11 protein-coding genes are annotated in these 11,474 nt (G+C 69.9%); 10 read left to right on the top strand and 1 reads right to left on the bottom strand.

The features are described 5' to 3' along the window. Positions 1-112 precede the first annotated feature (112 nt). The 10 genes from sbnA to M3Q35_RS14940 are packed head-to-tail and all read left to right on the top strand — an operon-like array spanning position 113 to position 10,363. Positions 113-1,096: a 2,3-diaminopropionate biosynthesis protein SbnA gene (gene sbnA, locus M3Q35_RS14990; RefSeq protein ID WP_273942366.1), complete on the top strand. Its 984-nt coding sequence runs from the start codon at positions 113-115 to the stop codon at positions 1,094-1,096. Positions 1,097-1,103: 7 nt separating this feature from the next. After that, positions 1,104-2,108, top strand: coding sequence for a 2,3-diaminopropionate biosynthesis protein SbnB (sbnB, locus tag M3Q35_RS14985; protein WP_273942365.1), 1,005 nt, complete (start codon positions 1,104-1,106; stop codon positions 2,106-2,108). Continuing rightward, positions 2,102-3,967, top strand: a complete 1,866-nt coding sequence (locus M3Q35_RS48495; protein ID WP_337960584.1) for a 3-oxoacyl-[acyl-carrier-protein] synthase III C-terminal domain-containing protein — start codon at positions 2,102-2,104, stop codon at positions 3,965-3,967. Before sbnB ends, M3Q35_RS48495 begins: the two co-directional genes overlap by 7 nt. Then, positions 3,960-5,297 (top strand): preATP grasp domain-containing protein, encoded by a 1,338-nt coding sequence (locus tag M3Q35_RS14970; RefSeq protein WP_273942364.1) that lies wholly within the window; start codon positions 3,960-3,962, stop codon positions 5,295-5,297. The genes M3Q35_RS48495 and M3Q35_RS14970 overlap by 8 nt, the downstream gene beginning before the upstream one ends. Continuing rightward, positions 5,294-6,550 (top strand): type III PLP-dependent enzyme, encoded by a 1,257-nt coding sequence (locus M3Q35_RS14965; protein WP_273942363.1) that lies wholly within the window; start codon positions 5,294-5,296, stop codon positions 6,548-6,550. Before M3Q35_RS14970 ends, M3Q35_RS14965 begins: the two co-directional genes overlap by 4 nt. A 3-nt stretch (positions 6,551-6,553) precedes the next feature. After that, positions 6,554-6,829, top strand: a complete 276-nt coding sequence (locus M3Q35_RS14960) for an acyl carrier protein (RefSeq protein WP_273942362.1) — start codon at positions 6,554-6,556, stop codon at positions 6,827-6,829. Positions 6,830-6,832: 3 nt separating this feature from the next. Continuing rightward, the gene (locus M3Q35_RS14955; protein WP_273942361.1) at positions 6,833-7,624 is read left to right on the top strand and encodes a hypothetical protein; all 792 of its coding nucleotides are present in this window, start codon (positions 6,833-6,835) and stop codon (positions 7,622-7,624) included. Then, a complete protein-coding gene (locus tag M3Q35_RS14950) occupies positions 7,621-8,163 on the top strand; it encodes an acyl-CoA dehydrogenase family protein (protein WP_273942359.1) in 543 nt (180 codons plus the stop codon). Before M3Q35_RS14955 ends, M3Q35_RS14950 begins: the two co-directional genes overlap by 4 nt. A 3-nt stretch (positions 8,164-8,166) precedes the next feature. Next, positions 8,167-9,285, top strand: a complete 1,119-nt coding sequence (locus tag M3Q35_RS14945) for an acyl-CoA dehydrogenase family protein (protein ID WP_273942358.1) — start codon at positions 8,167-8,169, stop codon at positions 9,283-9,285. 31 nt (positions 9,286-9,316) lie between these two features. Further along, entirely contained in the window at positions 9,317-10,363 is a 1,047-nt protein-coding gene (locus tag M3Q35_RS14940; protein ID WP_273942357.1) for a MupA/Atu3671 family FMN-dependent luciferase-like monooxygenase, read from the top strand. A gap of 70 nt (positions 10,364-10,433) precedes the next feature. On the opposite strand, the gene M3Q35_RS14935 is transcribed toward M3Q35_RS14940, so the two are convergent. Continuing rightward, a complete protein-coding gene (locus tag M3Q35_RS14935; protein ID WP_273942356.1) occupies positions 10,434-11,417 on the bottom strand; it encodes a TauD/TfdA family dioxygenase in 984 nt (327 codons plus the stop codon). Between the last annotated feature and the right edge of the window lie 57 nt (positions 11,418-11,474).

Here is an 11,474-nt window from a genome sequence, read left to right as displayed (position 1 = left end):
GGCAACTTTGCTGCCCGCTGCTTGCCTGTCGCCGGCCCGGCCGCGCTCCTACGCTGGCGGGACGTTGATCGTCGGCGGCACGGCGACATTCACTGATCTGAGGCGGGTAGCGGTGATATATGAACACGCCTACGAGATGGTCCCGGACGATGTCTTCCTGCGGCTGCGCGAGCCGGCCGGTGTCGAGGTCTACCTGAAGATGGAGGGCCTGAACCCGGCGGGCTCGATCAAGCTGAAGGTCGCCGTGAGCATGGTCTCCGACGCCGAGCGACGGGGTGTGCTGCGGCCCGGCGGCAGCCTGATCGAGTCGTCGTCGGGCAGCCTGGGCATCGCGCTGGCCATGGTGTCGGCCAGCAAGGGCTACCACTTCCTGTGCGTCACCGACCCGAACACCTCGCCGCAGAGCGTGGAGGTCATGCGGGCGCTGGGGGCCGAGGTCGTCGAGGTGGACGAGCGCGACGCCAGCGGCGGCTACCTCGGCAGCCGCATCTCCTACATCGAGCGCCGTGTCGCTTCGGACCCGCTTCTGGTGTGGCTCAACCAGTACGTGAATCCGCGCAACTGGATGGCCCACGAGCGGCACACCGCCGCGTCGATCACCGCCGAGCTGCCCCGGGTGGACTACCTGTTCGTCGGCACCGGCACCGCCGGCACGCTGATGGGCTGCGTCCGGCACTTCCGCCGGGTATCGCCGTCGACCCGGATCATCGCCGTGGACGCGGAAGGCTCGGTGAGCTTCGGCACGCCGGCCGGCCCGCGGTACATCCCCGGCATCGGCGCCAGCCGGCGGCCGGAGTTGTTCCGGCCGGAGCTGGTCGACGAGCTGATCCAGGTGTCCGAAGTGGACACCATCAGGACCTGTCGCTGGCTGGCCCGTGAGCACGGGCTGTTCGCCGGCGGCTCGACCGGCTCGGTGGTGTCGGCGATCCGGCGCCGTGCGCCCGAACTGCCGGCCGGCTCGTGCGTGGTGGGCGTCTCGCCCGACTTCGGGGACCGGTACGCGCGCACGATCTACGACGACGCCTGGGTGGCCGGCCGGTTCGGCCCGGACTGCCTGCACGACGCCCCCGCCGAGCTGTCGACCGTGAGGAGCTGAGCCGGCCGTGTTCTCGTTCCATGTGTTGGGCGGCAAGGACATCCGTGCCGTCATCGAGAAGTCGCGGCCGGAGCTGTACGCCCGCGTCCGGGACACCTACCTCGCCCACCACCGCGGCGAGACGATCAACCCGCGCAGCTACTTCCTGCGGTTCCCGGAGAAGCCGAACGCCCGGATCATCGCCCTGCCGGCGCTGGTGCGCGGCGAACCCGGCGTTGCCGGTATCAAGTGGATCGGCAGCTTCCCGGACAACGTCTCCCGCAACATCCCGCGGGCCTCGGCCGTGTTGCTGCTCAACGACTTCGAGACCGGCTACCCGTTCGCCTGCCTCGAAGCGGCGCAGATCAGCGCCGCGCGGACGGCGGCATCGGCCGTGCTCGGGGCGGAGGCGCTGCACGGCTCTCGGGTGGCGCGGAAGGTCGCTGTCGTCGGCGCGGGCGTGATCTCGCGCAACATCCTGGAGTTCCTGCGTGCATTGGACTGGGAGATCTCCGAAGTCGTGATCCACGACGCCGTGGCCGACTACGCCGGCAAGGCCGCCCGGTACACGGAGTCGTTGGGCTACAGCAGTTCTGTTGGTACGAATTTGGCCGATGCGGTTGACCGGGCCGACATCGTGGTGCTCGCCACGACCGCCGGCGAGCCGTACATCGTTGACCCGGAAGCGTTTGCGCCCGGCCAAACGGTGCTCAACGTGTCGCTGCGCGATATCGGCCCGGACATCATTGCCGCCGCTCACAACGTACTCGACGACGTCGATCACTGCCTGAACGCCGACACGTCGCCGCACCTGGCCGAGCAGCAGCTCGGACACCGGGACTTCATCGACGGCACGCTGGCCGAGCTGCTGCTCGGCGAGATCACGCTCGGCCGGGACAAGCCGCGCATCTTCTCGCCGTTCGGGCTCGGTGTGCTGGACATCGCGGTCGGGCTGGAGATCTTCACGACCGGCGTGGCGACCGGCTGCGCCCAGGCGGTACCGGACTTCTTCGCGGAGGTGGCGCGGTGGTAGCACGGCATCTGATCTCGCTGGACGACCTGTCCGACGACGAGCTGCACGACATCGTCGCGCGCGGCGCGGAACCGTCCCGGTCACGGCCGGACAGCCCGCTGGCCGGCAAGGTCGTGGGCATCTACTTCCGCAAGACCTCGACCCGCACCCGGACCGCCTTCTCGGCGGCCGCGCTCAGGCTCGGTGCGAACGTGATCGCCTTCGGCCCCGACGACCTTCAGTTGAACACGGGGGAGAGCAGCGAGGACACCGGCCGCGTGTTCTCCCGCATGCTCGACGCCTTGGTCGCCCGCACGGCCGACGACCCCGAGGAAATGCGGGCTTGGGCCGACCAGGACCGAATGGCCGTGGTCAACGCCATGAGCGCCGACGAGCACCCGACCCAGGCACTGGCCGACCTGACCACGCTGGCCGGGCGCTTCGGCGAGATCGAGGGCCTGCGCATCCTCTACGTGGGCGAGGGCAACAACACCGCCGCGGCGCTTGCGCTCGGCCTCACCCGCTACCGCGGCACGCACCTGGAACTGCGTACGCCGCCGGGATATGGCCTCACGCAAGACATCCGTGAGCGCGCGGCGAAGTTGGCGGCCTCCAGCGGTGCCATCGTGCACGAACAGCACGATCTCGATGACCTGTCGATGTTCGACGTCGTCTACACGACCCGGTGGCAGACGACCGGCACCACCAAGCCGGATCCCCACTGGCGCACCGTGTTCGCGCCGTTCCAGGTGACGACCGAGTTGATGGACCGCTTCCCGGACGCCGTGTTCATGCACGACCTGCCGGCCCACCGCGGCGAGGAGGTCGTGGCCGAGGTGCTCGACGGGCCGCGCAGCATCGCCTTCGACCAGGCCGAGAACAAGATGCACAGCGCGATGGCGGTGCTGGAGTGGTGCGTCGCCGGGAACGGGGCCGTTGTGCTGCGCCTGCGTAAGATCGTGCCGTTCGTGCCCGAGGACAGCTTCACGGTGCCGGACCTGCGTGACCCGCTCGACCTGTCGGCCAAGGAAGTCCGGCTGTTCACCCGGTTCTTCGGCCTGGACCGGATCACCACCGTCGGCCCGCTGTCGGTGGTGGACATCCTGCTCGCTGCCGGCGAGGAGGCGCTCGGCGGCACGGACCGCTCGCTGGTCCGCTACGTCGTCCACGCGCACACCGTGCAGCACATCGTGCCGCCGTACCTGCGCCACATGGACACCGTGCGGGAGAAGCTCGGTCTCGACGACGCGCGGGCGTTCACCATGGCCCATCAGAGCTGCGTCACCGGCCTGTACGCGCTGAAGACAGTCGAGGCGCTGCTCCGCGACGAACCGCCCGGCAGCACCGCACTGATCCTCATCGGCGAGAAGGTGGTGTCGTCGGTGATGCAACACATTCCGAACACCACCATCCTCGGCGACGCCGCCGCGGCCGCCCTGGTGTCGTTGGACGGCCCCGGCGACACGGTGTTGGGCCTGGCGCAGCGCACGCTCGGCCAGTTCCACGCGGCCGGCGACATGACGCCGGAGCAGCAGGGCCGCTACCACGAGAGCTACGTCCCGGCACTCGCCGCGGTCATGCGGGATGCCGTGCAGGACGCCGGGATCACGCTCGACGACGTGTCACTGGTGTTGCCGCACAACGTGAACCGGTTCTCGTGGAGCGAAACCGCCCGGCTGCTCGGCCTGCCGCTGACCCGGATCTACCTGGAGAACATCCCGCGGATGGGGCACTGCTTCTCGGCCGATCCGTTCGTCAACCTGGCGACCGCGCGCGCCGAGGGGGCGACCACACCGGGCGACACGGTGTTGCTGGCATCGGCCGGCCAGGGCGGCACGTTCGCCGCCGCCGTCGTGCGAACAGGGGAAGACCATGGCTGACAGCTTCACCGCGAGACTGAAGACGGCGCTGGTCGGCGATCCGACCGCGAGATTCGTCTACCTCAACAACTTCGAGGTCGAGCGCGCCTGGGGCCAGGACGAGCCCGGTCTGCCCGGCGCCGGCCTGTCGTTCTCCGCCGCCATGGTGAATCGTATGGAGGAGGTCGGCGTCCTGCTGGCCGACGACCACGACGCCGTTGTCCTCAAGGGCCCGCTCGATCCCGGCCACGCGGACTACCTGCGCGGCCTGGGCGTCGCCGCCGGCCGGCAGCTGGTCGTGGACAACAACGAGCCCCAGCGGTCCATCACCGGCGACGTCCTGGCCTCGCCACGGCTGCTGGCCGAACTCGCCTCGATGGCCGACGGCCGCACGTACCTGATGCCGTTGGGCGTCTCGGCCGACGAGGAAAGGCTGGCCGCGGTTACCGGCCTGCCGCTGGCCGCGCCGAGCGCCGGCGTGTGCAAGCAGGTCAACGGCAAGATCTACAGCCGCGAGCTGGTCAACGCCGCCGGTCTGACGGCCGTGCCCGGGGCCGAGTGCCGCACGCTCGACGAGCTCGCCGCGGCCCTCGACACCCACGCCGGCGAAGGCACCCGGGTCGTGGTCAAGGAATCGCTCGGCGTTTCCGGCCGCGGCATGGTCGTGCTGGACAGCCCCAAGCGTGCCTCGCAGCTGCTGCGGCTGCTCCAGCGCCGCGGCTCGGACACCGTCTCGCTGGTCGTGGAGAGCTGGATCGACAAGGTCGCCGACCTGAACTACCAGTTCATCCTCGGCCGCGGCGGCGAAATCCGCTTCGAAACCGTCAAGACCGCCTTCACCGAGAACGGCGTGCACCGCGGCCACCTGTTCCCGCCGGCGCTCAGCGCCGCCCAGGTCGGCGAGCTGGAGGCGGCTGCCTCGGTGCTCGGTAAGACCTTATCGGCTGATGGGTATTACGGCGTCGTAGGAGTGGACGCCATGCTCGGCGTCGACGGCACGCTCTACCCCTGTCTGGAGATCAACGCCCGGTTCAACATGGCGACCTACCAGAACCGGGTGGCCGAACGGCTGGTCGGCGAGGGTCGTTTCGCCCTGGCCGGGACGTTCGACCTGAAGCCGGCGCGGGCGCACAGCTTCGACGAGGTCCGCGCCGCGCTGGGATCGCTGCTGTTCGAGGGCGGGCGGGGCGTGCTGGTGAACAACTTCTCCACGCTGAACGCCGCCGTGCTGGCCGGGGCCGGTGCGTACGGGCGGGTGTACGCGATCTGCGTCGGCGACAGCGTGGACGAGGTCCGGACGATCAGCGCCGACGCGGAGTCGGCCCTGCGAGGGATGGTGGAGACGCCGTGAACTGGAACCAGATAGCCGCGGAGCACGGCACCCCGACCTACGTGTACGACGGCGACCACCTGAACCAGCACCTCAGGGAGCTGCGAGCGGCGCTGCATCCGGCGCTGGAGGTCTTCTTCTCGCTGAAGTCCAACCCCAACCGTGGCGTCTACGACGTGCTGCGGGCCGCCGGTGCCCGGGCCGAGGTGTCTTCGCTGGCCGAGCTGCGCACGGTGTTGGCCGCCGGCACCGATCCCGGCGACATCGTCTTCCTCGGGCCGGGCAAGAGTCCGGCGGAGATCGAGGCGTGCATCGAGGCCGGTATCTATGCGCTGGTCTGCGAATCCTTGCCGGAGCTGGCGCAGATCGACGAGGCAGCGGGGCGGCGGGGCGTGCGGCAGCGGGTGCTGCTGCGGGTCAACCCGGCGTTCTCCGTGAAGGGCTCGCGGCTGACGATGGGCGGCAAGCCCCGCCAGTTCGGTATCGACGAGGCGACCGTGCTGGCCGCCGGGCCGTCGCTGGGCGAGTTCGCGCATGCCGATGTGGCCGGTGTGCAGGCGTATCTGGGCACGCGGATCCTGGACGCGGACGTGGTCGTCAAGAACACCGCGTACATCCTGGACCTGGCCGAGCGGATCGCGGCCGCCACCGGGATCCGGCTGGACGCCGTGGACATCGGCGGCGGCCTCGGCGTCGCCTACTTCGACGGTGAGCAGGACCTGGACCTCGCGGCGCTGACCAAGGAGCTCAACCCGCTGATCGAGCGGTTCACCGCGGCCCACCCCGACACACGGATGATCATGGAGTCGGGGCGGTATCTCACGGCCGACGCCGGCACGTACCTGATGCGCGTGCGCTACGTGAAGGAGTCGATGGGGGAGAAGTTCGCCGTCACCGACGGCGGGACCCACCACCACATGGCGGCGGTCGGCATCGGCTCGTTCGTCAAGCGCAACTTCCCGATCGAGCTGCTGTCCCGGTCGGCCGAGTCCACCGAAAGCTGGAACGTCACCGGGCCGCTGTGCACGCCCAACGACACCGTCGCCAAGGGCGCTCGGCTGCCGTCGCTGGAAGCCGGCGATCTGCTCGGCGTGCGGCGCTCCGGTGCGTACGGGCCGTCGGCGTCGCCGGTGTACTTCCTCAGCCACGGCCACCCGGCCGAGGTCGTGGTGCGGCACGGCCGGACCTACCTGGTCCGCCGCCGCGACACCGTGGACGACGTGCTGGCCAAGCAGTCCACCCATCCCGACCTGAGCACTCACGAAGGAGTCTGAACCATGCCGGACATCGACGACGACACGCGCGCCGTGGTCAAGCAGGCGCTGGTCGACGTGCTGGAGAAGGACCTGCCCGAGCTGACCGACGACACCCGGTTGTTCGGCGACCTCGGCCTGGACTCGACCAGCGTCATCGACCTGCTGATGTCCCTCGAGGACTCGGTCGGCCTGCTGATCGACCCGGACGAGCTGACCGCGGAGGCGTTCGACACCTTCGGCACGCTGACCGGGTACGTGGCGAGCTGCCTCGCCGCCGCCCAGGAGCCGGTGGGCTGACCGATGTGGCTGCGCCGCCCGGCCGTCCGGGCCTTCGCCGACCGCGCGCATGTTCCGTCCACTGTGGAATCGCGGTTCATGACGGACTATCTGGCCGAGTTCGGCGTGCGTCCCGACTGGGACCGGCACGCGCGGGGCGGCGGCAACTCGTTCATCCAGATGAGCACCGAACTGGTGGCGGGCTTGGATCTGCCGCCGCTGGACGCCGCGGTGCTGGCCTACCACCTGCCCGATCTCAAGGTGGTCGAGGTCGCCGGGTGTTTTCTGACCGAGCACTGCGACGGCAGCCCGACCGTGTTCTCGGTTGCCGGTCAGGGCGTCGGGGCGCCGTTCACGGCATTGCGGATCCTGCGGTCGATGCAGGTGGCGGGCGAGCTGAGGGATGGGGCGGTGTTCGTGTTCGACCAGTCGACGATTCCGTATCGGGATCCGGACACGGATGACAACGACGTCCGTGACAGCGCGGTGTTGTTGTGCACGGGCATCGACGACGGAGTCGTGTTGGACTTCGTGTCCGAGCAGCCGGTTGTCGACGTGGTCGATGCTGTAACCCTTGTGCTGCAACAGAATCCCTGCGCTCGCGTGGTGGCCGGTCACATGCTCGCCGTCAGGCTCGGTGACGAGTTCCTGACGCGGCACGGGATCGTCGCCGGACCATCGCGGCAGCTGTGCACGAGCGCGTGGGCGGCGGCCGCCGAGCACTGGCCGACCGATTCGCCAGTGGTCGTCGCCGACTACGACCCGCATGCCGGCCGCCTGTTCCAGGCCGGAGTGAGACCGGGGGCGCTGTTATGACCGTATTGGCTCCCGGTCTGGCCGATGTGCTTGCCGGGTTGGACATCGCGGCTTTCGCCCCTCGGGGCGTCGCCGTGGTGCCGGTCTCCGAGGTGCCCGACGACGCTGAGGTCGTACCCAACAACCTGGCCGCGCGGGAGGGTTTGGCGCTGGTACGGATTCCCGGCGCCGACGGCCCCGGGCTCACCGGCCGGCGGGCCGCCGCATTGGCCGAGGTCCGGCTGGCTGTGCTGCGACAGATGCTGGAACTGGCCGTGATGCGGTTGTCCGGTCGCAGTTTCGCCGGCGTGCCGCTGATCGAGCAGCAGCTGGTCATCGGCGCCCTGGCCGACGTGATCACCGGTGCCGAACTGGCGTCGTCACTGGCCGACGACGCCCCGGCCGCGGCCCGGCACGAGTGGCTGACCGAGGCCGGCTGGACGGTCACCAAGTTCTTCGGGGCCGAGGGCTACATCGCCGACCACCCGGTGCGCAGCCTGTACGTGTCCACGCTGGTCGCGGACGTCTGGATCGCCCGCGACGCGGAAGGCGGGTGGTGACCGGTGTTCGAGCTCGACGACAAGTTCCGCGCGCTGCGCGGGGCCAGCGCCGATATGGCCGCTGAGCTGCGAGAACACGCCCTCGCGGTGGACGCCGACCCGTACGACATGAAGCCCCATCTCGATGTGGCGGCGTTCAGGCTGATCCGCGAGTTCATGATCCCGCTGCGGTTGACCGACGGCCCGCCGCGCATCGGCCGGCACGAATTCTCGCCGGGAACCTGCCTGCAAGGCATCGTGTGGTCGCTGGAGTTCGCGTACGGCGATCCCGGCATGGTGCTCGCCGCGCCGGGGTCGAGTCTGGCCGGCGTGCTCGTCGACCAGTTGGGCAACGCCGCGCAGCAGGAGCACTTCTACGGCGCGTTGGCCGACGGCGCCACCTGGTCGTTCTTCGGCATGACCGAGCCGGACCGGGGCAACGACGCCGCCGGGCTGGAAACCGCGCTGCGGCAGGAAAGTCCCGACCTGTACCGGCTGACCGGCACCAAGAAGTACATCGGCAACGGATCACGCGGCGCGATCGGTGTCGTGTTCGCCCGTACCGGCAGCGGTCCGCTGTCCATCCGTGCGGCCATTGTCGAGGCCGGCGCGCCCGGGTTCGTGACGACGCCGCTGGACATGGTCGGGCTGCGCGGCGCGTGCCTGGGCGAGATGCGTATGCAGGACGTCCCGGTACCGACGGAGATGCTGCTCGGCGGGCACCTGCCCGCTACCCGTCGCGGGTTGTGGGGCGCTGTTCGCGTGTTCAACACGATGCGGGCCCACGTCGCCGCCTTGGCCGTCGGCACCGGTCTGGCGCTGGTCGATCTCGTACGGGCCGAGCGGCCCCTCGTCCCCGGTGCCGACGATCTTGCCGCTCGCCTGGAGGCGTGCCGGCAGCTCGTGTACACCGCCGCCGCCTCGGTCGACCGGGACCGCAATGCCGCCGGGCCGTCGAGCGTGGCCAAGTCGGCCGCCGCCGCGTTGGGGCACGAGGTCAGCCGTTGGGCGGTGCGATCGCTACCCCCGAGGCGATCGTGGCGCATCCGCTGCTGGAGAAGTGGACCCGTGACGTCTGCTCCTTCGAGTTCATGGAGGGCACCACCGACATCCAGCGCCAGCACGTCGCCAAGGCTTACCTGAAGGGCCGACGCCCGAACTCCAAAGGATGACCATGGATCTCAGTCTGTTCTTCTTCGCCGACACCGCCGCCACGGCAGGCTGTTACGACCTGCTGCTGGCCAGCGCCCGTTTCGCCGACGCCAACGGCTTCTCGGCGGTGTGGACGCCCGAGCGGCATTTCCACTCCTTCGGCGGGCAGTACCCCAACGCCGCCGTGATCGGCGCCGCGTTGGCCGCCGTGACCGAGCGCGTCGGCATCCGGGCCGGCAGCGTCGTCGCGCCGTTGCACCATCCGGCCCGTATCGCCGAGGAGTGGTCCGTCGTCGACAACCTGTCCAACGGGCGCGTCGGCGTGTCCTTCGCCTCCGGTTGGCACAAGGTCGACTTCGTGGTGCGGCCCGAGAACCATGCCGACCGCAAGCAGATCATGTTCGATTCGGTCGAGACCGTTCGGCAGTTGTGGCGTGGCGACGAGGTCAAGTTCCCCGACGCCGAGGGCGGGCACACCGCCGTGCGCCTCTATCCGCCGCCCGTCCAGCCCGAGCTGCCTATCTGGATCACCGCCGCCGGCTCGCCCGACACCTTCCGCACCGCCGGGCGGATGGGCGCCGGCATGCTCACCCACCAGCTCGGCCAGAGCCACGACGCCTTGGCGTCCAACATCGCCCTCTACCGTTCCGAGCTCGCCGCCACCCGCGGCCCCGACGCCCGCGGACACGTCGCCGTCATGCTCCACACCATGATCGGCACCGACCGCGACCAGGTCCGCGACACCGTTCGCGAGCCTTTCAGCAACTACCTGCGCAGCTCCATCGACCTCATCGCCCGTGACACCGTCGGCGCCGCCCCCGGCGACTTCGACCTCAGCCGTCTGCCCGCCCGGGACAAGGAGTTCATGGTCCGGCTGTCCTTCGACCGCTACTTCAACGACGCCGGCCTCTTCGGCACCGTCGACGACGGCGTCGAGGTGGTCCGCCGCTTGCGGTCCATCGGCGTCGACGAGATCGCCTGCCTCATCGACTTCGGCGTCGAGCAGGACACCGTGCTCCGCAACCTCCACCACCTCGGCGACCTCCGCTCGCGCATCGCCCACGCGTGACCCCGGTCACGCAGGGAAGGACGCCTTACCTGCATCCAATGCAGGTAAGGCGTCCTTCCCTGCATTGGGGTCAGGTCAGCACGGGGCCGTTGTCGGGGCGGGACGGGCGGCTGCGGCGGGGGTCGAGGTGGACGAAGACGCGGTGCAGCCAACGGTCGTGGCCGTCGTAACGGGGGGTGAAGGCGACGCGGCCGTGGACGACGAGTCGGTTGTCGACGAAGACCATGTCGCTGGGGCGGAGCACGAGGTCGGTGCGGACCTCGACGAGGGCGTCACGGAGGCGGGAGAGGGCCTGGGCGGCCTTGTCGTCGAGGGCGGTGGTGGCGGAGAAGTCGACGCAGATGTCGGGGTCCTCGGGGTCGCCGAGGAGGACGGCGCTGGGGGAAGAGGTGTCGGCGGAACGGAAAGAGGGCGGGGCGGCGGTGGAGAAGCGAGGCTCGCGGAGGGTGGTGACGTCGGCGTCGTCGAGCAGGGGCAGAGCGCGGCGGATGGCGGCGACCTGGGTGCCGACGCGGTCCTGGTGGGCGGGGCGAAGGCACAGGAGGCCGACGTAGTCGGGGCGGTGGGGGTGGAAGGCGTTCTCGGTGTGGAGCTCGAGCGGCACGGAGCCGCCGTTGCTCTGGGTGGTGGCCAAAGACCGCACGGGGATGACGTTCTGCACCAACGCGCCGTGCTTCTCGTCACGGTAGGCGATGACCTCGCCGAGCTGCTGGCCCAACAGCATGGCGGTGGCGGCGGCGATGGTGGCGGCGCGCTCGACGGAGTCCTTGACGGTGGGTGTCGGCGGCAGGCGGTCGGCGGCGATGGGGAGATTGCTGATCGTCAAGGTCCCGTCGATGCCGGGATCGTGGCGGAAGGCGCGGATGGCCTCGCTGAGCCGAGACGGGAGCTGGCAGCTGGCGGTACGGGCGAGGTCGACCCAGCCGGCGTCGTCGACCAGGGCCGGCGGGGTGTGGGTGAGTCGCTCGGCCAAGGTGTGCAAGGCCGAACGCTCGTGGTCGCTGAGCGCCAGGCCGAAGGTTTCACCGGGACGATCGGTGAGCGCAGTCGTCAACGCAGGTCTCCATTCTCGCCGGGAAATGCGTTGACTGTCGCTGGCCCGCCCGCACGG

This window comes from Kutzneria chonburiensis (genome assembly GCF_028622115.1).
Classification (GTDB): Bacteria; Actinomycetota; Actinomycetes; order Mycobacteriales; family Pseudonocardiaceae; genus Kutzneria; species Kutzneria chonburiensis.
The sequence above is the reverse complement of the archived record's forward strand: the minus strand, read 5'-3'. Positions and strand labels throughout refer to the sequence as shown.